Annotated in this window: 23 protein-coding genes and 1 tRNA gene; 10 read left to right on the top strand and 14 right to left on the bottom strand. The window is 63.5% G+C overall.

Annotated elements, in window-relative coordinates:
• From VGE27_RS15420 to VGE27_RS15405, 4 genes are all read right to left on the bottom strand, one after another.
• Nucleotides 1-439: thioredoxin family protein (locus tag VGE27_RS15420; RefSeq protein ID WP_331050561.1), on the bottom strand; the 439-nt coding region annotated here is incomplete at its 3' end.
• Nucleotides 436-648: a hypothetical protein gene (locus VGE27_RS15415; protein ID WP_331050560.1), complete on the bottom strand. Its 213-nt coding sequence runs from the start codon at nt 646-648 to the stop codon at nt 436-438. The genes VGE27_RS15420 and VGE27_RS15415, both read right to left, overlap by 4 nt.
• A gap of 13 nt (nt 649-661) precedes the next feature.
• On the bottom strand, nt 662-1,441 hold the full coding sequence (locus VGE27_RS15410; protein ID WP_331050559.1) for a Stp1/IreP family PP2C-type Ser/Thr phosphatase: 780 nt from the start codon (nt 1,439-1,441) through the stop codon (nt 662-664).
• Between the two features lie 74 nt (nt 1,442-1,515).
• Entirely contained in the window at nt 1,516-3,423 is a 1,908-nt protein-coding gene (locus VGE27_RS15405) for an ABC transporter ATP-binding protein (protein WP_331050558.1), read from the bottom strand.
• A gap of 43 nt (nt 3,424-3,466) precedes the next feature.
• On the opposite strand from VGE27_RS15405, the gene uvrA reads away from it, so the two are divergent.
• The 4 genes from uvrA (at nt 3,467) to VGE27_RS15385 (ending at nt 8,247) form a co-directional block, all read left to right on the top strand.
• Complete coding sequence (gene uvrA, locus VGE27_RS15400) at nt 3,467-6,331, top strand: excinuclease ABC subunit UvrA (RefSeq protein ID WP_331050557.1); 2,865 nt, start codon at nt 3,467-3,469, stop codon at nt 6,329-6,331.
• Between the two features lie 107 nt (nt 6,332-6,438).
• A tRNA-Asn gene (locus VGE27_RS15395) sits at nt 6,439-6,511 on the top strand.
• A 598-nt stretch (nt 6,512-7,109) separates the two neighbouring features.
• Nucleotides 7,110-7,736 (top strand): hypothetical protein, encoded by a 627-nt coding sequence (locus VGE27_RS15390; protein WP_331050556.1) that lies wholly within the window; start codon nt 7,110-7,112, stop codon nt 7,734-7,736.
• A 379-nt stretch (nt 7,737-8,115) separates the two neighbouring features.
• Nucleotides 8,116-8,247: a hypothetical protein gene (locus VGE27_RS15385; RefSeq protein ID WP_331050555.1), complete on the top strand. Its 132-nt coding sequence runs from the start codon at nt 8,116-8,118 to the stop codon at nt 8,245-8,247.
• Nucleotides 8,248-8,272: 25 nt separating this feature from the next.
• On the opposite strand, the gene VGE27_RS15380 is transcribed toward VGE27_RS15385, so the two are convergent.
• From VGE27_RS15380 to VGE27_RS15370, 3 genes are read right to left on the bottom strand one after another with little or no spacing between them, the layout of a single operon-like run.
• Nucleotides 8,273-9,418: a glycosyltransferase gene (locus tag VGE27_RS15380; RefSeq protein ID WP_331050554.1), complete on the bottom strand. Its 1,146-nt coding sequence runs from the start codon at nt 9,416-9,418 to the stop codon at nt 8,273-8,275.
• An 8-nt stretch (nt 9,419-9,426) separates the two neighbouring features.
• Complete coding sequence (locus VGE27_RS15375) at nt 9,427-10,218, bottom strand: phytanoyl-CoA dioxygenase family protein (protein WP_331050553.1); 792 nt, start codon at nt 10,216-10,218, stop codon at nt 9,427-9,429.
• Nucleotides 10,219-10,252: 34 nt separating this feature from the next.
• A complete protein-coding gene (locus VGE27_RS15370; protein ID WP_331050552.1) occupies nt 10,253-11,479 on the bottom strand; it encodes a glycosyltransferase family 4 protein in 1,227 nt (408 codons plus the stop codon).
• Between the two features lie 90 nt (nt 11,480-11,569).
• Here VGE27_RS15370 and VGE27_RS15365 point away from each other — a divergent pair, with 90 nt between their 5' ends.
• A complete protein-coding gene (locus VGE27_RS15365) occupies nt 11,570-12,100 on the top strand; it encodes a GNAT family protein (protein WP_331050551.1) in 531 nt (176 codons plus the stop codon).
• 67 nt (nt 12,101-12,167) lie between these two features.
• Here VGE27_RS15365 and infA read toward each other — a convergent pair whose 3' ends face one another.
• The 5 genes from infA to VGE27_RS15340 form a co-directional block, all read right to left on the bottom strand.
• On the bottom strand, nt 12,168-12,383 hold the full coding sequence (gene infA, locus VGE27_RS15360; protein ID WP_012683674.1) for a translation initiation factor IF-1: 216 nt from the start codon (nt 12,381-12,383) through the stop codon (nt 12,168-12,170).
• Nucleotides 12,384-12,484: 101 nt separating this feature from the next.
• On the bottom strand, nt 12,485-12,694 hold the full coding sequence (locus VGE27_RS15355; protein WP_331050550.1) for a cold-shock protein: 210 nt from the start codon (nt 12,692-12,694) through the stop codon (nt 12,485-12,487).
• Nucleotides 12,695-12,986: 292 nt separating this feature from the next.
• Complete coding sequence (locus tag VGE27_RS15350; protein WP_331050549.1) at nt 12,987-13,565, bottom strand: NADPH-dependent FMN reductase; 579 nt, start codon at nt 13,563-13,565, stop codon at nt 12,987-12,989.
• A gap of 63 nt (nt 13,566-13,628) precedes the next feature.
• Nucleotides 13,629-13,835 (bottom strand): hypothetical protein, encoded by a 207-nt coding sequence (locus VGE27_RS15345; protein ID WP_331050548.1) that lies wholly within the window; start codon nt 13,833-13,835, stop codon nt 13,629-13,631.
• A 23-nt stretch (nt 13,836-13,858) separates the two neighbouring features.
• Complete coding sequence (locus VGE27_RS15340) at nt 13,859-14,167, bottom strand: hypothetical protein (protein WP_331050547.1); 309 nt, start codon at nt 14,165-14,167, stop codon at nt 13,859-13,861.
• Between the two features lie 118 nt (nt 14,168-14,285).
• Here VGE27_RS15340 and VGE27_RS15335 point away from each other — a divergent pair, with 118 nt between their 5' ends.
• From VGE27_RS15335 to VGE27_RS15325, 3 genes are read left to right on the top strand one after another with little or no spacing between them, the layout of a single operon-like run.
• Nucleotides 14,286-15,629: a sigma-54 dependent transcriptional regulator gene (locus VGE27_RS15335; RefSeq protein ID WP_331050546.1), complete on the top strand. Its 1,344-nt coding sequence runs from the start codon at nt 14,286-14,288 to the stop codon at nt 15,627-15,629.
• Nucleotides 15,630-15,636: 7 nt separating this feature from the next.
• A complete protein-coding gene (locus tag VGE27_RS15330) occupies nt 15,637-17,112 on the top strand; it encodes a HAMP domain-containing sensor histidine kinase (RefSeq protein ID WP_331050545.1) in 1,476 nt (491 codons plus the stop codon).
• The gene (locus VGE27_RS15325; RefSeq protein WP_331050544.1) at nt 17,109-17,753 is read left to right on the top strand and encodes a hypothetical protein; all 645 of its coding nucleotides are present in this window, start codon (nt 17,109-17,111) and stop codon (nt 17,751-17,753) included. Before VGE27_RS15330 ends, VGE27_RS15325 begins: the two co-directional genes overlap by 4 nt.
• Before the next feature lie 80 nt (nt 17,754-17,833).
• Here VGE27_RS15325 and VGE27_RS15320 read toward each other — a convergent pair whose 3' ends face one another.
• Nucleotides 17,834-18,211, bottom strand: coding sequence for a hypothetical protein (locus VGE27_RS15320; protein WP_331050543.1), 378 nt, complete (start codon nt 18,209-18,211; stop codon nt 17,834-17,836).
• 211 nt (nt 18,212-18,422) lie between these two features.
• Entirely contained in the window at nt 18,423-19,313 is an 891-nt protein-coding gene (locus tag VGE27_RS15315; protein WP_331050542.1) for a dienelactone hydrolase family protein, read from the bottom strand.
• A 138-nt stretch (nt 19,314-19,451) separates the two neighbouring features.
• Here VGE27_RS15315 and coaBC point away from each other — a divergent pair, with 138 nt between their 5' ends.
• Nucleotides 19,452-20,633, top strand: a complete 1,182-nt coding sequence (gene coaBC / locus VGE27_RS15310; RefSeq protein WP_331050541.1) for a bifunctional phosphopantothenoylcysteine decarboxylase/phosphopantothenate--cysteine ligase CoaBC — start codon at nt 19,452-19,454, stop codon at nt 20,631-20,633.
• Nucleotides 20,634-20,702: 69 nt separating this feature from the next.
• The gene (locus VGE27_RS15305; protein ID WP_331050540.1) at nt 20,703-21,059 is read left to right on the top strand and encodes a DUF1304 domain-containing protein; all 357 of its coding nucleotides are present in this window, start codon (nt 20,703-20,705) and stop codon (nt 21,057-21,059) included.
• Nucleotides 21,060-21,062 lie beyond the last annotated feature (3 nt).

Raw genomic sequence — 21,062 nt, 5'->3', positions numbered from 1 at the left:
CGGGCACCTGCGACGCGAGCTTGGCCACATACGGCACCGAGTTCATCGAGTCACCGCAGCTGTCGATGGCGATGACCATGATGTGCCACGTACCACCCACGGCGCGCGCCCTAGCCACCAACGCCTCGGAGACCACCGCACTGTCTGCCATACGGAGCCAGCCTTCGCGACGGGCCTTTGCCGCTGCGAGGAAGTCCGGGAAGCTCTGTCCCGACTGATGCAGCGGGAGCATCGAAGAGTCGGCAACCATCGTGCTTGTCACTCGACCCGATCGGGGTCCCGGGACCGTCGCAGCCCCGTTCGCGCCTTCACCGCAGGTCACGCTGGTGCCGAGGGCGTGCAGGGCCGGCACGAACACCGTGGAGCCGAGGAGAGCAGCGGCGACGGCGAAGCCCTGAATGCCGAAGCCAGCACGACGCGGAAGCGGGGCGAAGGTCATGGGGTGTCGCCTGAAGGAGGGGAACCAGCGGAGGCATTGCGGGTCCTGCCATGCGCTTCCGCCAACTTGCGTCCGATACCGCGATAGAACGAGGCATCCACCGGCTTACCCTCCGCTTCCAGCGAGAGGGCACAGCGCTCGATGGCGTACAGCACGTTGCCCAGATACAGCGTCGCCAGTTCGCCGACCGTTTCGTCGGGCGTCGTCATGAGCGGTCCGGTATCAACCGCGGCCGACGGCAGCCTGTTCGCCCGTCTGCCCAGTCAGCACGTTGATCACCTGCACCACGATGGCCGTGATGTTGTCGAGGCCACCACGACGGTTGGCTTCGGTGATCATCGAATCCACCATACGTCCCGGCGTCTGCTTGGACTCGAGAATGCGCTTGAGCTGCGGATCCTCGACCATGCCCGTCAGCCCGTCGGAGGCGACCAGAAAGAGGTCCCCGTTGCGGATCTCACCAGTGAGCACGTCGGCCTCGACGGCCGCGTTGGCGCCCACGCAGCGGGTGATGACATTGCTGTAGGGGTGATAGCGCGCCTGCTCGGGGGTCAGGAAACCGGCGTCGACCTGTTCCTGCACGTAGGAATGATCCTTCGTGATCTGCCGGAACACGCCATCGCGAAGCAGGTATACACGCGAATCGCCGATATGGCCGATGATGTAGCGCCCCTGTCCGATCAGCAGGCAGGACGCGGTGGTCCCCATGCCCTGCTTTTCGGCTTCCTGGATGGTACGCTCGTAGATGGACCGATTGGCCGCCTTCAGGGCGTCACCCATGCGGGTGCCGCTCTCGGCCTTGGTCAGGTCGCGAACATCGGTGAGGTCCCGGGCGACAATCTGCACGGCCATTTCACTGGCAACTTCGCCAGCGGCGTGCCCACCCATGCCATCTGCGACGATGAAGAGACCGCGCTCTCGATCGGCGTCCGCATATAGGCTGTCTTCGTTGCCTGCCCGAATGCGTCCGACGTCGGTGCCAGCGGCGACAGAAAGCTGCACGTGGAAAGGGTGGTTCGTCTCGGGAAAATGACGCGGGGCGCTCCTTCGGGGGTGCGCCTTCGTAAGTTGCGAAGCTACCCGGAAGCCGCGGCGCTTGGCAAGCTTTCCAGGGGGGCAATAGTGCCCGCTTGCAGCCGGAAGAGGCGTTCATACATGCCCCCGGCAGCCACCAGTGCCCGGTGTGGCCCCCGCTCCACCACCTCTCCGTGGTGCAGGACCAGGATTTCATCGGCATCCACGATGGTGCTCAATCGGTGGGCAATGGCCACCGTGGTGCGTCCCTGCATGAGCGTGGCGACCGCCTCCTGGATCTGCGCTTCGATGGTGGAGTCGACCGCACTGGTGGCTTCGTCGAGGATGAGCAGCGAGGGATCAGACGCAATGGCGCGGGCGAAAGCGAGCAACTGACGCTCTCCCACGCTGATGCCGCCGCCCCGCTCGCCCAACTCGTGTGCCCAACCGCCCACCAGTCGCCCGATCACCCGGTCGGCGCCCACCCGCGCCGCGGCCGCATGCAAGGTGGCATCATCGATAGGCGATCCCAGTCGCAGGTTGGCGCTGATGTCGCCGGCAAAAAGAAAGATGTCCTGCTGGACGTATCCCATCACCGACCGCAGGACATCCACCGGAATATCCCGGATATCTTCGCCATTCATGAGGATGCGCCCGCGCTGCGGGTCGTGGAACCGGAGCAGCAGGTTCACGATGGTGGTCTTCCCTGCCCCGGTGTGCCCTACCAGCGCCAGCGAGTGTCCGGGCTCCACGGTGAAGCTCACCCCCTTGAGCACCCAACGGGGCGCGTCCGACGCGGCGTCCGGGGCCAGGACCTGCACATGGTCCTCGCTGATGCCACTCCCCGACTCGTACGCGAACCAGACGTCGTCGAACGTGATGGTGACGCCTGCGCGACGCACGCGGGCCACCCGATCGGCGAGGTCCGGCGTTGGAGCCAGGCCGGGCGCCGGTGGCGTATCCAGCAACGCGAAGATGCGCTCGGAGGCAGCCATGGCCGCCTGCAGGATGTTGTACTTCTCCGACAGATCCTGCAGTGGTTGGAAGAAACGGCGCACCAGCTGTAGAAACGCCGCCACCGTACCCACGGTGAGGGCCTCGCGCTCCACAAGAAATCCGGACGTCACCAGCAGGCTCGCCAGCGCCAGTGTGGTCAGGAACTCGATGGCCGGGAAATAGAGCGCGTAGTACGTGATGGACTTGAGCTGGGCATCGAGGTGCCCCTGGTTCAGCCCTTCGAACCGCGCGATTTCATCGGCCTCGCGACCAAACAGCTGCACCACGCGAATGCCAGAGAGTCGCTCGCCGAGATATGCGTTGAGCTGCGCGACCCGCGTGCGAATGATGCGATAGCTCGAACGCACCCGATTCTGGAAGACGCGCGACACGATCAGCACCAGCGGGATCACCGCAAAGGCCGCCAGCGCCAGCTGCCAATCGATGAACAGCATCACCACGCCAATGGTGCCCAACGTGAACAGATCACCAATCCCGGCGACCACACCGGCGGTGAACAACTCGTTCAGCGCTTCGACATCGCTGGTGACCCGCGTGACCAGGCGCCCCACGGGTGTACGATCGAAGTAGCTGATGGGCAGCTGCTGCAACCGCGTGAACAGCTCCTGGCGCAGGTCACGCATGACGCGCTGGCCGATGAGCGCGGTGAGCACCGTCTCCCCGTAGGAGGAGGCAAACTGCACCAGCAGCAGCGCCGCAAACGCCCCGGCGGCGCGCACCACCAGCCCCGCATCCCGGGACGGAAACGCCGTATCAATCACCCAGCGGGTGAGCATCGGCCCAGCCAGCTGCATGCCGGCGGTGATGGCGATACAGCCCAGGGCCGCGGCCACCAACGGTCGGTACGGCCGCACATATGTGAGCAGCCGGCGCACAAGACGTGCGTCGTAAGCGGAACCGTTGGCTTCGTCGTCGTGGGCGCCTGCGGGGCCCCCTCGTGGTCCTGGCGGCATGCGACCGAGGAATCTAGTTGGCCCCGCGGATAGTTTTCAGGCGATGAAGGACACGATTCGCATCCTCGGCGCCCGCCAGCACAACCTCAAAGGCTTCGACCTCGAACTGCCACGACGCGCCATCACGGTCGTCACCGGTGTATCGGGCTCAGGAAAGTCTTCGCTCGCCTTCGACACGCTCTATGCCGAGGGCCAGCGCCGCTATGTGGAATCGCTGTCCGCCTATGCGCGCCAGTTCCTCGAGCGCATGGAAAAGCCCGCGGTGGACAGCATCGAGGGCATCTCGCCCGCCGTGGCCATCGAGCAGAAGAATCCCACGCGCACGTCGCGTTCCACCGTGGGCACGGCCACCGAGATCTACGACTACCTGCGCCTGCTCTGGGCCCGCGTGGGCCGCACCTTTTGCCCCAAGTGTGGTCGAGAGCTGCGTCCCGACACGGTGCAATCGGTCACCGATGCGGTACTGGCATTGCCCGACGGCACACGGTTCATGGTGGCCTGCCCACTGGTACGCTCGAGCAAGGTGTCGCACACGGTCATCGCCGAGAACCTGCGCGCGCGCGGTTTTGTGCGTGTGGCTGTGCCGTCGAAGAAAGGCCTCGAGGTGCTCCACCTCGATGACGTGAATGAGGAGTCGCTCAACCTCGCCACGCGCGAGCAGGTGTCCATCGTCGTAGACCGATTGCGTGTGGAGGACTCGGCACGCGGCCGTATCGCCGATGCCGTGCAAACGGCGTTCACTGAAGGCGACGGCGACGCGCGCATTCTCTTCACCGAAGCCATCGTGCCACCGGACGTGGTGGCCGAGCGCGTGGGAGCGGCCGCGGGCAAGGCAGTGTGGCAACTGGCATTCACCGAACGGTTTGAATGCTCCAACGATGGCACGCGGGCGCCCACGCCCACACCGCAGCTCTTTTCGTTCAACAACCCGCGTGGCGCCTGCGCGACGTGCAATGGCTTCGGCGCCACGCTCGATTACGACCTCGGCCTGATCGTTCCCAATCCCGAGCGCACGCTGCGCGACGGCGCAATCGATCCGTGGACCGCGCCGCGCTACGAAAAACAGCGGCGCCTGGTCGTGGACTTTGCGCGTACGCTGGGCGTGTCGGCCGATGCACCGTGGAGCAGCCTGCCTGCCGAAGCGCAGGAGAAGCTGCTGCACGCCCGGACGCGTGCCTACACGGGCATCTTTCCGTTTCTCGAGGCGCTCGAAGAAAAGAAGTACAAGCAGTACATCCGCATCTTCCTGCGGCAATATCAGGCAGCGCGGTCGTGTCGTGATTGCGGCGGCACCAAGCTGCAACCCGAGGCGCTGCAGGTGCGCGTGGACGGCCGCACAATCGCCGAGGTGGCGCAGTGGCCGGTGCGCGACTTGCGCACGTGGATCGAGGCGCTGTCGCTGAGTGGCAGTGACGCCGTGATCGCCGATGCGGTGTTGCGCGAAGCGCGCGCCCGCACACGCTTTCTGGCCGATGTGGGGCTCACCTATCTCACACTCGACCGGGCGACACGCACGCTATCGGGTGGTGAAGCGCAGCGCATCACGTTGTCGAATGCATTGGGTGCCGCGCTGGTGGACGCCACGTATGTGCTGGATGAACCGAGCATCGGCCTGCACCCGCGCGACCTCGACCGGTTGTTGTCACTGCTCACGCGACTGCGTGACCTGGGCAATACGGTGGTCATGGTGGAGCACGACCTCGAAGCCATGCGCATCGCCGACTACATGGTGGAGATGGGGCCGGCTGCCGGGGAACACGGCGGTCAGGTGGTGTTTGCCGGGCCGATGTCGCAGGTGGAACAGAGCCCGCTCACCGGCCAGTACCTCACAGGCGCCCGTCGCATCAAGGTGCCTGCCAAGCGCCGCGCCGCAGGACCACGTTGGCTGGAGCTCAAGGGCGCGCGTGCGCACAACGTGCATGGAGTGGACCTGCGCATCCCGCTGGGCGCGATGACCGTGGTGACCGGCGTGTCCGGTTCGGGAAAGAGCACGTTGGTGCACGACGTGCTGTTTCACGCACTCGAGTCCAAGCTGCACGGTGAGCATTCGGCCAAGGAGCATCTGGGCGAGACCGTGGGCAGCTATGCCACGCTCGCCGGCTTCGAACATCTCGATGACGTGGTGCTGGTGGACCAGAGCCCCATCGGCAAGTCACCGCGATCGAACCCGGTCACATATGTGAAGGCGTTCGACGAAGTGCGTCGATTGTTCGCCGAGTCCCCGTTGTCGAAAACGAAGGGCTTCGCGGCCGGGCACTTCTCGTTCAATGTGGCGGGCGGGCGCTGTGAACATTGTGAGGGTGCCGGCGCCATCGAAGTGGAGATGGTGTTCATGGCCGATGTGTTCGTGCCATGCGACGCGTGTGGCGGCAAGCGCTTCAAGCCCGAGGTACTGGAGGTTCGAGTACGGGGCAAGAACATCGCCGATGTGCTGGAGCTGACGGTGGATGAGGCCATCCGCTTCTTTCCGCGCGAGGACAAGCTGGCGCAGGCCTTGTGGCATGTGCAGCAGGTGGGGCTCGGATACCTGCGGCTGGGTCAGCCGGCCACTACGCTGTCGGGTGGCGAGGCGCAGCGTCTCAAGATCGCGCGCGAGCTGGCGCTGACGGCGCGTGGTGAGGCGCGGAAGCTGTATGTGATGGACGAACCGACCACCGGCCTGCACCTGGAGGACATCCGCCGGCTGGCCCAGGTGTTCGAGCGGCTCCTCTCGCAGGGGCACACGCTACTGCTGATCGAGCATCACCTGGATGTGATCAAGCTGGCCGACTGGATCGTGGACATGGGTCCCGATGGCGGCGACGGGGGCGGCCGGGTGGTGGCGATGGGCCGGCCAGAGGAGATCGTGCAGGTGGCGGCGTCGCACACCGGTCGCTGGCTCAAGACCGTGCTTCCCGGCACCCCATAGAGCCATCCGCAGGGCGATTGTGCGCCGGTTCCGCTTGACTGGGGCGCCGGCGGAGGTGATTATATCAGGCTCTGGCGCGCTCCAAACGGGGCCGTTGGAGGTGTTATTCCCGGGTAGCTCAGGTGGTAGAGCAGGTGACTGTTAATCACCCTGTCGGGGGTTCGAGTCCCTCCCCGGGAGCTGCAATAACAAAGTGTTTGCAAGAACAGGCGCTCCGGAAACGGGCGCCTGTTCTTGTTTGGTGTGACTTTGGTGCATGTCTCGCCTCCTCCGACGCTCAGCGGCCGTCCTGCTCGGTCTCGCGACCTCCGCTTGTTCAACTACCTCGGCTGACGTTCGCGATGGACAACGTTGGACAGTAGCCGACCGTCCCTCGGTGGACTTCGGGGATGATATCAATGGGGAGGCGGAGTCAGCGGGGGATGCAAATGGCGTCACGCGCTCCCCGGATGGCGGCTTCATTGTGGCAGACCGTCAGTCGTCCTCCATCCGATTCTTCTCCGCCAATGGCACCCTTACGAACAGCGTAGGTCGCCAGGGGCGTGGCCCAGGTGAGTTCGCCCGTCTCTCGCACCTCATGCGGTGCGGCGACTCGTTGTTCGTGTTCGACAGCGGTAACTACGGCGTGTATTCGCTCGGAGGCGTGCGACATCGCCAGTTCACCCTGAAAGGACCAGGGCCTACCGATCGAGCGTACCGTACGGCGTGCAATACCAACGGTGTGTTGCTGAGCTATGCGTGGGACCTGCTGAAAGACCTCCCCCATCGATCACAGGTCATGCGCACCACGGTCGCGTATTGGCTTTCCAACAGCGACGGACACCCGATCACCATACTCGGTCGACTGCCCTCCTCCGAGCGGTGGGCGTCCATCACGAACACGGTGAGCGGATCCTCGCCGCTGCCCCTGGGTCGGCAACCTGTGATAGCGGTGGGGAGCACACAGGCCTATGTCGGGCTTGCCGACAGCTTCGCGATCGATGTCTTCAGTCTTGATGGACGTCGGACCGGTACGATCAGAAGAGATGCTCCATTGCGACCGACCACCGCCGAGGACATCGAGCACTTCAAGTTGGTGGATTCGCTGGGGCGCAGCGTGGCCGACAACATGCAGAAGGTGGAGGAATGGAAGACCATGCAGTTTTCGTCGACCCTCCCGCCCTACGCCGCAATGATTGTCGACGTGGCCGACCACCTCTGGGTGAAGATCTTCCCTGATAGCAAAGAAGTGCGCGCCACCTGGGTCATCTTTGCGGCGGACGGTTCCGAGCAGGGAACGATTGAGCTCTCACGAGACTTCCAGATCAACGAAGTAGGAGTGGACTACGTGTTGGGGATAGAGACCGATACACAAACCGGCATCAAACGGGTGAAGAGCTTCCCCCTCACCCGCCCCAAGCCCTGAGATGCGCTGCGTTCGTATTCACCGCGGCGTGAGCGTCTCACTTCGAACTTTGTCCATGCACAGCATTCTTCGCGCGTCGATTCTTGGACTGGCAGCGGGGATCATCGCCTTGGTTGATGCGTCAGCACTGTCATGCCAAACGCGAGCCGAGGCACCCTGCCTCACCACTGACACCGCACACGAAGCCGAGCTGGTCCGAATCGCCCGCCAGTTCGGGCGTGACCCATGGCCTGGCTCCCGGCGCGTGGCGTTGGGTATCCCCATCATCACTCCCGACAGTATTGCGTTGAGCAGTGACCGAGCGACCCGCGATTCAGCGGCCACGGTCTATCAACGATGGAGAGTGGTGCACCATGAACCCAGCATCCGGGTTCCCTTCATGTTGGTCCGCCTGGGCAATTCCGGGTACTACCTTGGCACGGCCTTTATTCGCCGGGAATCGGCAACGGTGGAGTACGTGGTGTTCGACAGCAACATGACCATCGCGGGCACCGTGGCGTATATCCGCTAGGTCTGTACACGCACGAAGCAGCGGCTCAGCGTCTGGTCGGCTCCCATGTGACCTGATGCGCGCCACGAGCCAGGCGAATGCCGGCCACCAGCACCGAGGCATGCACGACGGCGAGGTACAGAAGTGCCCGGAAGAGGGCCAGCTTGCTGAGACTGGGGATTCCGACCGCCAATAGCGCGCCACTCCAGGCCAGCAATTGCATGGACAGCATCATGCGCCAGAAGGCGGAATCAGCGGCCAGGTGTGCGCAGGCAGCCAGGATGCCCAGTGTGAGTAGGGGCAAACTCCAGCGCAGGACCTTATGGCTGATTACCTGAAACACGAGAAACCACGCCTTCGCACGCAGGAACCGCGGGAAGAACACCCAGATCACTCGCATGCCGTGAATAATTGTTCGGACTTTGCGTTCGAACTCCGCCACGGGATTGCTCACCACCCGATAGCTGCACCGCGCCTCTCCTTCCGTGACCACGCGAAAGCCCTGCAGTCGCGCCGTGAGCGGAAGCGCCAGATCGCTGGAGAGATTGCCAGGCCAGTTCTCACAAATCGAACGACGGACAGCGAAGAAGCATCCGCTGGCGCCAATCATCACGCCGAGGGCCGACTCCGCCCGACGCACCAGCATCTCATAGCGTACATACAAGCCTTCACCTTCTACCTGATCTTTGTGGGTCTCCGGCACATCGACGCCAGACACACAACCGACCGTTTCATCGGAGAACCCGTGAGCGATCGCGACCAGGGACGAATCTGTCAAATCCGTGGTCGCGTCGGTGAATACCAGAATGGATGCACGCGCGCGTTCCACGCCCAACTGCTGGCAGAGATCCTTTCCGAGGCGTTTCGGTGCGACGACCAACTGCACACCCTGCCCCTGAAACTCGCGAACGATTTGGTCGGTGTCGTCCGTCGAGCAATCCGAAACGACAATGACTTCCCGATGCGCCGACGGCCAGGCAATCGAAAGCAGGTTCTCCAGCTTGTTGCGAATGCACGTCGCCTCGTTGTACGCCACAACCACAACAGCGATGTCCACCTCCCCGGTGCTCTGGGGCATGGCCGACGAAAGGACGGAAGAGCGTCCTCGGGCCGCCAGCCACAGTGCGAGTGGGTAGCCGAACCAGCTCCACGCCATCGCCAAGAAGCATACCATGCCCAGGACCAGTGCCATTGAGACACTCATGACGACGCCTTCATCGCATGGGGAGTTGCACGGGGTTCTATTCCGGCGAGTCGCGCAATGCGGTCGATCAGAATTCGCGGGCGATACTTCGAGAGACGTCCCCACGGGCCGAAATGAAGGATCCATGCGCGACGGATCTCGGCGGAAACATTCGGTCCTGTGTAGTGCATGGTAAGCGGGCCGTGGATCGTGCATCCCCCTATGGGGACCGGACAAACGCGGATATGCTCCTCCGCAGGGGCGTTCACGTGCAACGTATGGCCGTTGGGGTGATGAACGTGCGGAACAGGCCCGGAGAGATGGCTCCCCGGCACGAACTGCATGCATCCATTCTGCAGAGTCGCCTCCTGGAGTGGCACCCAGAAGTGAACCGTGTTCAGCACCCTTCTATGGCCACTGTAGGCCTGATCTTGATGCCAGTGAGTGGGCCGCTGATTGTTGGGAGTCTTGTAGATCGCGTGATCAAAGGTGTATGCCGCCGCATGGCCAGTCAGTTGACGCGCCACCGCGCGGCAGACACGAAACACCCCCGAGGCACGCAGGCGCGGTTCGAGTGAGGTCGGACGGTTGATTTCCGCGCTCCGGGCCTCGGCTTCCAGACTGTCGCGGTGTTCGGCCCCAAGATCACGCCTCACGTGCGTTGGCAACTCGTTGAATCGACTGAACAGCGGATCCAGAAGGCTCCTCACCTCATCGAGCATCGCAGCCGAGAACAAATCGGACAACACGACGAAGCCATCAGCCTCGAATGCATTCAGCTGAGCGGCTTGCAACGGTCCGTGCTTCATGGGCAGACCGGATGAGAGGGCATCTCGGATTCGCTCATGAAGTGCCCAACGCGCCTTCGGTATGCCGATCGACCGACATGCGCATCAGGCGCTCTTGTTCGTTGCCCAGGACCGCCCAATCGTGTCGCGTGCGTACGAACTCGCGCGCGCCCTCCACCAGCTTTGTCCGAAGCGTCTGTTCACGCAGCAATCGCACAATCGCGGTCGCGAAGGCACCCGGCTGATCTGCGATGAGTAGCTCCCTGCCATCGGCTACCTCCAAGCCCTCACAGCCGATGCTTGTGGACACGAGGGCTTTGGACGCCGCGAACGCATCAAGGATCTTGAGCCGGGTACCGCCGCCAAGCCGAAACGGCGCCACGAACACCTGTGCTGAAGCCAATTCCCGCGCATAGTCGTCCACGTATCCCACCACGTTGACTGACGGATGGCGGGCGGCAGCCCGCATCAGTGCATCAGGTGGCTGTGCACCAACAATACGCAGGAGGGCGTCGGGTTCCTCTTCGAGCACCAGCGGAAAAATCTCGTCGCAAAGGAACATCGCGGCGTCACGATTGGGCAACCACGTCATCGGCCCCGCGAACAAGACGGTCGGCCGCGCCGCATCGCGCTCGGCGGCAGGTGCCTTGAGTGAGGTACCATTCGGCAGGACCTCAACTCGTGCACGTGGGACGTGCTCCAGCAACCGCTGTCTGTCGACTTCGGAGACAGCGATATTGATCGCCACCGAGGTCATGGCGCGTGCTTCCAGCCGACGCAGGCGACGCGCCTCGCTCCAGCAGTACGCCTTGCGCAGCACACCAGACTCAACACCGACACGCTTGCGCATGAGATCCGATTCCGCGTTGTGATGCACCAACGCCACCGGGATTCCCTTCGGCAAGCGGAGTACGGGCATCAGCGCGATCGTGTCGACCTGAATCAGATCGTAGCGGACCTCGGCGAAGCGTTGTGCGAGCACCCGGCTCATCTCACTGGAACGAAACCTCCAGGAGGAAAACGGCTGACTCGAAAACACACCGCGGAGCAGTGTCGATGCGCTATGCCACGGCGACCGATCTGCTTCGACCTCCACCACCTGGAGCGAATTGCATTCCTGGCGAAGGGCCGCGATGGCCGCCTCCCGCGCAGGCCCCCGAGGATGCGTCTTGCGCTGCACAAACGCCACGACGTCGACAGTGTGCCGGCGGGCCGCCTCTCGTACGAATCCGAGATTTCGGCGCGCAGCCCCAGAGTCTGGCGGGTAAGGCAAGAAGTGCATAATCAAAAGCAGCCGCATGACCTAATATCGTGACCTGAGACACATTTTGCACCTGCAAGCCTCCACGCATTCCCGGATCTGAAACAGCCAATGACACCCTTCCAAATCTCGATGCGCTGTCCGGCGCAATCTGACGCTCCCGCGTTGGCTGCGGCCGTGCAGGAATCTGTAGCTGAAATTGCGCTCTGGATGAGCTGGTGCCATGCCGCCTATGGCGAGCAGGACGCCACGAACTGGATCGACTCGACCCTCGCCGCCCGCTTATCAGGCGCGGCGTACGAGTTCCTGATTGTCGACGTCGACGATCGGATCGTGGGCGTGTGCGGCGTGAACCACGTGAACGCCGTGGATCGATTCGCCAACCTGGGATACTGGGTCCGCAGTACAGCGATGGGCCAAGGCATCGCGCCCCGTGCGGTGCTGCTGGTGGCGGAGTGGACTTTCGCCAACACCAATCTCAATCGATTGGAGATCGTGGTGGCGGAGGGCAATGCGCGCAGCCAGCGCGTGGCGGAGAAGTCAGGCGCCAAGCGTGAGGCGATACTGAGGCAGCGCATGATTGTTGGCGGTCATCCGGTGGATGCCGTCATGCATTCGCTCGTGCGACCCAAAGCAGACTGAAGGCCCTGCGCACGGCGGTACCCACAAACGACGCGCGGCCGAAACGGCCGCGGTGCGTCCTACTCTTCTACTTGTGGCGGAACGTGATCCGACCGCGGCTCAGATCGTACGGCGACACTTCAACCGTGACGCGATCGCCAGCGAGGATACGGATGCGGAACTTGCGCATCTTACCTGCCACCGTGGAGAGCACCTCATGGTCATTCTCCAGCTTCACCCGGAACATGGTGCTCGGCAGCACGTCCGTTACCACACCTTCAAACTCGATCATGTCTTGTTTCATGCACGCTCCATAGTGATGGACATCAGCTGGATGCCTCCAGCGTGAACTGCGCCGAAACATCGAGGGCGCGCGACCTGTCGGTCGCGCGCCCTTCAGATGTCTTAGCGCGAGCGGGTGACGTTCTCGGCGGCGGGGCCCTTCTGGCCCTGCACGATGTCGAACTCCACGGTTTCGCCTTCGGTCAGGGACTTGAAGCCGCTGCCCTGGATGGCCGAATGATGCACGAAGCAATCCTTCTGGCCGTCCGACGGCGTGATGAAGCCAAAGCCCTTCGCGTCGTTGAACCACTTCACGGTGCCGGTCGTACGCATGTTACTGTCCTCTGGGTGTTGCTCGGTGTTCGGATGGTCGGAGCAATAGCCCGGAGGCCCTGCAAAACGATACCGACTTCCACGTGCTCGTGATCGCCCTCACGACGGGCGCCACCATTTGGCGGCTACGGTGACAACACAAACGGGCCCGCTCGCTTTGGCAGGCCCGTTCAGTCAGAACTTGTCTACGCGCGAGTGCGCATTCACCGCTTCGGGAATTGTAGGGCATCCTGTGCAAAATTGCAAATAGTCCATGGAAAAGATTTGGACTTTTGTCACAGGTCGTGTCCGGTCAGCCTTCGGAGCCCAAACGACGGGTCCAACTCGCAAGCCCGGACAACAGTTTACCTACGAACTCTCTGGTCTTTTCGTCGGTCAGCCGCCCCGCAGCATCGAACTTTTCGTGCGCCCGGTAAACAAGGATTTCCGGCTGAGGGAGTACGGGCGTGTCGGTGAAGACCAAAGACTGACGGAGTTGCGACTGAGCCCTGGCGGTGCCGGTCACGCCTGGGCTGGCGCCGAGAATGGCCGTTGGCTTGCCGGCCAGGACGGCCCCGCGAGGCGGCCGAGACGCCCAGTCGATGGCGTTCTTGAGTACGCCAGGCACCCCGTGGTTGTATTCCGGGGTGGCAATGAGCAGGGCATCGGCTTCGGCGATGGCTTGCCGCATGGCGACGACGGGTTCGGGATCGCCCTGTACTTCGAGATCCTGATCGAACAGCGGGAGCTCGCCCACCCGGTCAAAAATGCGGATCTCCATGCCGGCCGGGGCCAGCTCCTGCGCGGCACGCAGTAACGCGCGATTGTACGATGCCTGACGCAGGCTGCCAGCGATCGCACAGACAATCAGCGGACGTTCGGTCGAGCTCATGGTGTCACCTCCTGCGTTCAAAATGGCGTGCGCATTCGTACGGGCCAACCCTGCTCTCTCCGGTTACTCCCAAACGTCCGTCAGCACACGTGTGAAGCTGCCGCCGAGCAGCAGGCGAATGTTCGCATCGGAGTGCTTGCGCTGCACCATGGCCTCGGTGAGATCGAAGACACGCTTGGGGTGATTCAGCCCATGCACATGTGCCATCCCGTAAAACGTGTTCACATCGGCGGCGGTACGAAAATGATCAGAGATCTGCGCAGTGAGCATGACACCCACTTTCCCGGACGCTTTCACTGAGCGCAATCCGTGGCGTCATCGATGCGGGTGAACCACTGGCTGTTGGACGCGATGAAGCCATTCCACTGCGCGTAGCGCATGGCGTCGTCATAGCTTCCAGGTCCACTACCGAGTGCGAGCATACTCACACCGGAATCGCGAAGCTGCGCGAAGTCCTCGGCGGTGAATGTGCGCGGATCGCGGAGCCACTTCTGTCCGAGCGGGCCACCGGGTCTGCGAAAGTCGTCGAAGGCGAACTGGCACAGCATGTCGATGACCGTCGAATCACGACATGAGTGCGATGGTGCGCGTCGAGTATTCATTCCAGGCGCCAGTGTGTGCGGGACGTCACCATAACACGTAACGCACGGCGGATTCACGGTCTCCATTCGGCCCGCACGTGGGTACTACGCTGCGATCGTTCCCTGAACCCGTGTATCCATGTACGTACTCGTTGTCGACGATGAACCTGCGCTGCGTGAGGTGCTGTCCCAGCGCCTGACGAGTTGGGGCTATCGTGTGGCCACGGCTGGCGATGTGCCGGAGGCCGAGGCTGTACTGCAGGCTTCCGAACCGGATCTGGTGCTGAGCGATGTCGTACTGCCGGGGCTGTCCGGTCTCGACCTGCTGCGACGTTTCAAAGCACGCGATGCGAGCCTTCCCGTGGTGCTCATTACGGCCCATGCCAATGTCGATGCGGCGGTGGAAGCCATGAAGGCGGGTGCGACAGACTTTCTGACCAAGCCGATCGATACGGCCACGCTGCGCGCCGTGCTGGAGTCGGTGCGTAGCGACCAGCGGGAGCGTCATGCGGCCAGGTCGCTGGACGAGGCCCTGCAGGAGCCGGCGGCGGGAGGCCTGATCGGGCCGAGTGCTGCGATGCGCGAGGTGCGTGCCCAGTTGGCCTTGATCGCGTCGAGCGACGCGGCGGCACTGATCTCCGGTGAGAGTGGTACGGGCAAGGAGGTCGCGGCGCGTACCATCCATGACATGAGCTCACGATCGGCGAAGCCTTTTGTGGCCATCAATGCTGCGGCGATTCCAGAGGGGCTCATGGAATCGGAGATCTTCGGTCATGAGCGCGGCGCGTTCACGGGTGCCGTGAGCTCGCGCCCCGGGTGTTTCGAGCAGGCAGACGGCGGTACGCTGATGCTGGACGAACTGGCCGAGATGCCAATGGCCCTCCAGCCAAAACTGCTGCGAGTGTTGGAAGACGGTCGCGTGCGGCGCCTTGGCTCCGCGCGGGAGGCATCGTTCGACGTGCGCGTCATTGCGGCCACCAACCGCGATCCCATGGCAGCAGTGAACGACGGGCAGCTGCGATCTGACCTCATGTACCGCCTGAACGTGTTCAGCATCGTGCTGCCGCCGCTCCGTGACCGCGTGGAGGACATTCCCTTGCTCACGCGGCACTTCATTCATCTGTTCAACCAGAAACACGGTGCCGACGTGCAAGCCATGCGTGAGACCGCGGTGGAACGGCTGCAGGCATGGCATTGGCCCGGCAACGTGCGCGAACTCCGCAACGTGATAGAGCGATCGGTGGTGATCGCGAAGCACGGCTGGATTGAGCCGTCGCACCTCCCGCCGCACATCGGCACGTCGCGTACGATGAGTCAGGCGCTGGAATTGCCGGCCCATACCACGCTGGCCGAAGCAGAACGCCTGCTCATCCGCACCACACTGGAGCGCACGGGCAACAACAAGGCGGAAGCGGCACGTCAGTTGGGTCTCGACGTGAAGACCATCCGCAACAAGCTGCGCAGCTGGGCGCTCGACGGGTGAGGCCGGTATGACGGTAGCCCGACGACTCTGGTTGGTGCTGGGCCTCAACGTGTTGCTGCTCGGCGCAGTGGAACTCTATCACCTCCGGGCCCTGCACCGCGTGGTACGCACCACCGAGCGCCTGACCGAAGTATCCACACGCGTCGTACTGGCGCAGGCCCGCCAGAACGAACGGATTGCCACGCTGGATGAGACGCTCGCCAAGTATGCGGTGACCCGAGATCGAGGCTATCTGGCCAAGTCCACGTCATTGCGGGAAGAGTTTTCGGCGGAGCTGACCGCATTGCTGGCACTGCCGGTCAATGATGGCGAGCGAGACGCCATGTCCCGCGTGGCCACCGCATGGGATCGCGTGAACGAGGTCGCCGACCGTCAGGACCGGCCAGCCGCCCGCGCCTCTGCACAAGCCGCGGCGTTGGCCGAGATGCGGCAGGCGCTCGATACCCTGCGAGCATCGGTGGATGCGCTGGGCGATGCGGCGCAGACGGCTATGCGCGACGGAGCCGCAACGGCACGGGTATCGGCGGACAATGCGGAGCGTGTGTCCTGGATCGCGGCCGGCGCGGCGCTGTTGGTGGCGCTCATTTCGGGGCTGCTGCTCCGACGGTCCATCACCAAGCCGCTGCGCGCACTGAGCGCGGGGACGCGATCGGTGGGACGCGGGCAGTTCGACCATCGTTTGCAGCTGGAGTGGAGTGACGAGTTCCGACAGGTGGCATCAGCCTTCAATGCCATGACGGCACGCCTGGGTGACCTGGACAAGATGAAGCACGAGTTCGTGTCGAACGTGTCACACGATCTCAAGTCACCCTTGGCGTCGCTGCGAGAAACCACTTCGTTGCTGCTGGACGAAGTACCAGGTCCACTCACCGATTCGCAGCGGCGTGTGCTCGTGCTGCAACGGGAGAGTGCCGATCGCCTGGGCGTGATGATCGCCAAGCTGTTGGAGCTGTCGCGCATCGAGTCCGGATTGCCGCTGCAATGTGAGCGCATTCCGGTGCAGGTCATGCTGGAGAATGCGGTGCAACATGCCGACGCCGCGGGGCGAGAACGTGAGGTGCGTGTGCGCCTGCTTCGCTCTCCGGGTTCCTCGGCGGTGGTGCATGCCGATGCCGATCGCATCCGTCAGCTCGTTGACAATCTGCTGGAGAATGCCGTGAAGTTTTCCCCGCGTGGCGAAGTGGTGTCAGTGGACGCCACAGTGGACGGATCACACCTGACGTTGTCGGTCGCGGATCGCGGCCCGGGGGTGTCGCGGCAGGATGCCGAGCGCATTTTCGAACGGTTCTACCAGACTCCGGCGGGACGCGCCGTGACGGGGCGTGGCACGGGGTTGGGGCTCACGATCTGCCGCGAGGTCGTCAACGCGCATCGTGGTCGCATCGGCGTGCTGCCACGAGAAGGAGGAGGGAGTGTGTTCGTTGTCGAATTGCCGGGGGCGACTCACGCAGACGGCATTGGCCGCAAGGAGGTGGCAGCATGAATGCCATGTATCGTGTGCAGGCGGCACTGGCCGCCGCGTTGCTGATGTCCACCGGGTGTGCACGCAGTGCTTTTCAGCAGCAGGTCAAGGCGGGCCAGTGGCAGGTCGCGGCGAATACCTTCCAGCGTGACTCCATGCTGCTGCGGGACGTCGAGGCGGTCAGGCGCGTCGCCCGTATTCATTCAATGCCGGACAGTGCGACCTGGGATCCCGGACGCGCCCTGGAGCTGCTGCGGGCATCGCGTTTGTATATGGGCACGGAAAAGGTGCCAGAGGGGGACCTGCGCCTCGAGCAACTCTTGCAACTCATTTTGCAGGAGCGTGACACCCATCGCATAGTGCTGGATTCGCTGCGCGATTCCCTACGTCAGCAGAGCGACACGGTGCAGCGCATGCGCGCTGAGCAACAACGGCTCGAGTCTGCGAGCACGGCCACGGAGGGTGAGCGGGTGCTGCTGCAGCGTCTCGTGGCGAGACTCGAAACCGACTTGCGCGAGCGAGAAGTGCAGATCGCCACGTTGCGCTCTGAACTGGAGCGTCTCAAGGCGATCGACCTTTCACGTCCGTCTCGCCCGGCCTCTTCGCCGGTGCCAATCATCGAACGTCCACGCGAACGAGGCGTCGAGCCGCCGGGGCGCTGAACGAGCGCTCCGACGACCGACGCCACGGTGTCCCTCACGAGTCAGCTGGGGAATGACACCGGCCGAAGCCGGAGCGTCGATCATTCCGCCGGCGTGACCTTTACTTCACCGGCGCAAGTGGTCGCGCCGGCCGTGAGAGTCAGGGCCCATGCACCCGCCGCGGCATTGCTGGCATCCACCTTGAGCGTGTAGTTCTTGTTGTCGGCGCCCTTGGTCACCGAGCTCACCTTGAGGTTGCTCTCACGCGCCACATCAGCCTTGGGCTGTTCCATCAGCTCTTCGGAGAGCGTGACCGTTACTTCCTGCTCGCCCGGACGTACCGACACCGCCTGTGAGACCGTCGCAGAGCACGCCGCCTTGATGGGCGGCACCGGAGCGGGCTTGGCACCGACCGACGTCGTGAGCACGATGGCCGCAATGGAAAGTCCCGCGAATCCGGCAGAGAGTTGGTTCGTCATATGGCCTCCTGGCACAAAGGATTTACCTATTGAACGCTGGCATGACGGCGCGTCTTCCAGTCGGTTCTCTATAAGGCAACCCGCGTGCCAGTCGCTCTCATTCTGTAAAGCACAACCAATCAACGCCTTGAACGGTTGAGTGCACGGGTCGTGCGTGCAGGGAATTCAGGGAATCGGGGAGGTTCTCCCTGCACACGACGTCCGTATGTGATCAGCGTACGTGCTGACGGAAGAAGGTCACCGTACGCCCCCAGGCCAGCTTCGCCGCTGCAGCGTCATAGCGCGGTGTGGTGTCGTTGTTGAAGCCGTGCTGGGTGCCGGGGTACAGGTGTCGCTCATAGGACACCTTGGCGGTCTTCAGTGCGTTTTCGAAGTCCGGCCATGCCGCATTGATACGGGGATCGTTCTCAGCAGACTGAATCATCAACGGCGCCTTGATCTTCGGCACGTCTGCGAGGTTCGGTGACGAGCCATAGAAGGCCACGCCAGCCGAGAGTTCTGTACCGAGTTGTGTGGCGAGGAAGTTCACCATGCCGCCGCCGTAGCAGAAACCGACGGCGCCGATCTTCCCGTTGCACTCCGGGCGCTTTGCGAGGAAGCGCGACGCCGCGATGAAGTCCTGCTGCGTCTTGGGTTGTTCAAGCTTGGGGAAGAGTTCGCGCGCCTTCTCTTCGTCGCCGGGATAGCCACCCAACGGAAAGAGGGCATCGGGCGCGAAGGCCACGAATCCGTCGACCGCCAGGCGCCGTGCGATGTCTTCGATATGGGGATTGAGTCCACGATTCTCGTGAATGACGAGCACACCCGGGGCCTTGCCCGACGCTCCCGTGGGGCGCGCCAGATACCCGCGCATGGTGCCATAGCCATTGGGCGACGGAAACTCGATGTGTTCCTGTTCGATGCGCGAGTCACCCGGCTTGATGACCTGCGCCTCCAAAAACTTGGGACTCAACTGTTCGAGCAGCATCGCGGCGGTGACACCACCCACCGCATACTTGGCCGCCTTGTCGAGAAACGTGCGGCGGTCGATGCCGCCGTGCACATACGCGTCGAACAGGATCAGGAGTTCCTGATCGAAGTCGTGAGCCGTCTTCTGTTCCATGGGATACCTGGGAGGCGCAGGCTGAGGGAGCGGGCGGGAACGTCGCACTGTTGCGAGCCGAGCCAATCTACCGCCTCCGGAGCGGTGGCGGCGGCTCCGCTGGTGGCAGGACTCCCGCCGCGCGCACTACCTTTGGCTATGCAGAAATCCCGGATCCTCTTTGTCGTTACCGGATCGATCGCGGCGTTCAAGGCAGCGCAGGTCGTGTCCCGCCTCGTGCAGAACGGCAACGAAGTGCGTGTCGTGGCCACCCCTGCCGCACTCCAGTTTGTCGGCGCGGCGACCTTCGAAGGGTTGACCGGACATCCGGTGCTCTCGGACCTGTGGGAGCACGGCCGCGCCATGGATCACATCCACCTCAGTCGATGGTGCGACTTCGGCGTGATCTGCCCTGCCACTGCCAACACCATCGCGCACATGGCGCATGGCTTGGCGGAGGACCTGGTGGGCGCGCTCACATTGGCCTGGCCACGCGAGAAAGCTTTGCATGTGTTCCCGGCGATGAATCGCGAGATGATCAGTCATCCGGCGACCGTGGAGAACATGGCCAAGGCGACGCGCGCGGGGGTGATCATGCATCCGAGCAGCGGGGGCAATCTCGCTTGCGGGGAAGTGGGCGAAGGACGATTGCTCGAACCCGATGACATTGTCGCCCGCCTCACCCCTGCCCGACTCGGCAAGATCCTCATCACGGCCGGCGCCACGCGCGAACCCATCGACGGCATTCGTTTCGTCACCAATGTGAGCACGGGGCGCACCGGCGCGGCGATCGCGGACAACCTTGCTGCCAAGGGCTGGCAGGTGACGTTTGTGCATGGACAGGGCTCGGCGCTGCCCAACGCGTCGATCGCCCGGGTGCCGTACGGATCCTTCGCTGATCTCGATGCCACCCTGCAACGCGAACTGGCCGCGCAGCGCTACGATGCGGTCATCCATGCGGCGGCCGTGAGCGACTATTCGGTCGACTCCGTGAACGGTGGTGCGGCCGATGGCAATGTGAAGCTGCGCAGCGGCGAGGCGCTCGAGCTGCACTTCAAGCCGAACCACAAGATCCTGCCGAACATCAAGCGGTACTCGACCAACCGCGATGTGCAGGTGATCGGCTTCAAGCTGACGCTCAACCAGACGGAAGACGGCACCGCCGAGATTGCGCGTGGGTTGCTGGGCGAATCGGTCGACGCGGTGGTGGCCAACGACTGGTCGCGTATCGACGGGTCGGCCCATCCGGGCCAGTTGGTCTCGCAGGCCGGTGCGGCGTCGTTCACCAACGTCGCAGAATTGAGCACGTTGCTGCATCGTCGGCTGCAGTCTGGGCGGTAGCCTCGTTGGGGACGGGTGCCCCTGCTGGAGCAACGGACTTTTAATCCGTAGGTCTACCATAGGTCTACCATGATGCTGGCCAGCCAGATCGCGACCGCACTCGTCGCGCTGATCCACGTCTATATCCTCGTCCTCGAGATGTTTCTGTGGACGACTCCCCGCGGACGCCGAGCGTTCGGGCTGACGCCGGAGTTCGCCGAAGCGACGAAGGTGCTGGCCGCGAACCAGGGCCTGTACAACGGTTTTTTGGCAGCGGGACTCGTGTGGGGGCTCTGGCTGGGGACGACGGGCACTGCCGTCCGCGGATTTTTCCTGGGCTGCGTGATCGTGGCGGGCGTGTACGGGGCGGCCACGGCCAGCCGGAAGATCCTTTATGTACAGGCTGTCCCTGCCCTGATCGCCTTGGTCCTCCTGATGGCCGCCTGAACC

The organism is Gemmatimonas sp. (genome assembly GCF_036405635.1).
GTDB lineage: Bacteria > Gemmatimonadota > Gemmatimonadetes > Gemmatimonadales > Gemmatimonadaceae > Gemmatimonas.
The sequence above is the reverse complement of the archived record's forward strand: the minus strand, read 5'-3'. Positions and strand labels throughout refer to the sequence as shown.

Coding starts and splice junctions, on each gene's coding strand:
- VGE27_RS15385 (WP_331050555.1), top strand. CDS start 8,116: ATGTTGGTCCGCCTGGGCAATTCCGGGTACTACCTTGGCACGGCCTTT.
- VGE27_RS15340 (WP_331050547.1), bottom strand. CDS start 14,167: ATGAATACTCGACGCGCACCATCGCACTCATGTCGTGATTCGACGGTC.
- VGE27_RS15380 (WP_331050554.1), bottom strand. CDS start 9,418: ATGGCACTGGTCCTGGGCATGGTATGCTTCTTGGCGATGGCGTGGAGC.
- VGE27_RS15345 (WP_331050548.1), bottom strand. CDS start 13,835: ATGCTCACTGCGCAGATCTCTGATCATTTTCGTACCGCCGCCGATGTG.
- VGE27_RS15320 (WP_331050543.1), bottom strand. CDS start 18,211: ATGACGAACCAACTCTCTGCCGGATTCGCGGGACTTTCCATTGCGGCC.
- VGE27_RS15415 (WP_331050560.1), bottom strand. CDS start 648: ATGACGACGCCCGACGAAACGGTCGGCGAACTGGCGACGCTGTATCTG.
- VGE27_RS15390 (WP_331050556.1), top strand. CDS start 7,110: ATGCGCACCACGGTCGCGTATTGGCTTTCCAACAGCGACGGACACCCG.
- VGE27_RS15330 (WP_331050545.1), top strand. CDS start 15,637: ATGACGGTAGCCCGACGACTCTGGTTGGTGCTGGGCCTCAACGTGTTG.
- VGE27_RS15375 (WP_331050553.1), bottom strand. CDS start 10,218: ATGAAGCACGGACCGTTGCAAGCCGCTCAGCTGAATGCATTCGAGGCT.
- coaBC (WP_331050541.1), top strand. CDS start 19,452: ATGCAGAAATCCCGGATCCTCTTTGTCGTTACCGGATCGATCGCGGCG.
- VGE27_RS15370 (WP_331050552.1), bottom strand. CDS start 11,479: ATGCACTTCTTGCCTTACCCGCCAGACTCTGGGGCTGCGCGCCGAAAT.
- VGE27_RS15365 (WP_331050551.1), top strand. CDS start 11,570: ATGACACCCTTCCAAATCTCGATGCGCTGTCCGGCGCAATCTGACGCT.
- VGE27_RS15335 (WP_331050546.1), top strand. CDS start 14,286: ATGTACGTACTCGTTGTCGACGATGAACCTGCGCTGCGTGAGGTGCTG.
- VGE27_RS15315 (WP_331050542.1), bottom strand. CDS start 19,313: ATGGAACAGAAGACGGCTCACGACTTCGATCAGGAACTCCTGATCCTG.
- VGE27_RS15350 (WP_331050549.1), bottom strand. CDS start 13,565: ATGAGCTCGACCGAACGTCCGCTGATTGTCTGTGCGATCGCTGGCAGC.
- VGE27_RS15325 (WP_331050544.1), top strand. CDS start 17,109: ATGAATGCCATGTATCGTGTGCAGGCGGCACTGGCCGCCGCGTTGCTG.
- uvrA (WP_331050557.1), top strand. CDS start 3,467: ATGAAGGACACGATTCGCATCCTCGGCGCCCGCCAGCACAACCTCAAA.
- infA (WP_012683674.1), bottom strand. CDS start 12,383: ATGAAACAAGACATGATCGAGTTTGAAGGTGTGGTAACGGACGTGCTG.
- VGE27_RS15355 (WP_331050550.1), bottom strand. CDS start 12,694: ATGCGTACGACCGGCACCGTGAAGTGGTTCAACGACGCGAAGGGCTTT.
- VGE27_RS15305 (WP_331050540.1), top strand. CDS start 20,703: ATGATGCTGGCCAGCCAGATCGCGACCGCACTCGTCGCGCTGATCCAC.
- VGE27_RS15405 (WP_331050558.1), bottom strand. CDS start 3,423: ATGCCGCCAGGACCACGAGGGGGCCCCGCAGGCGCCCACGACGACGAA.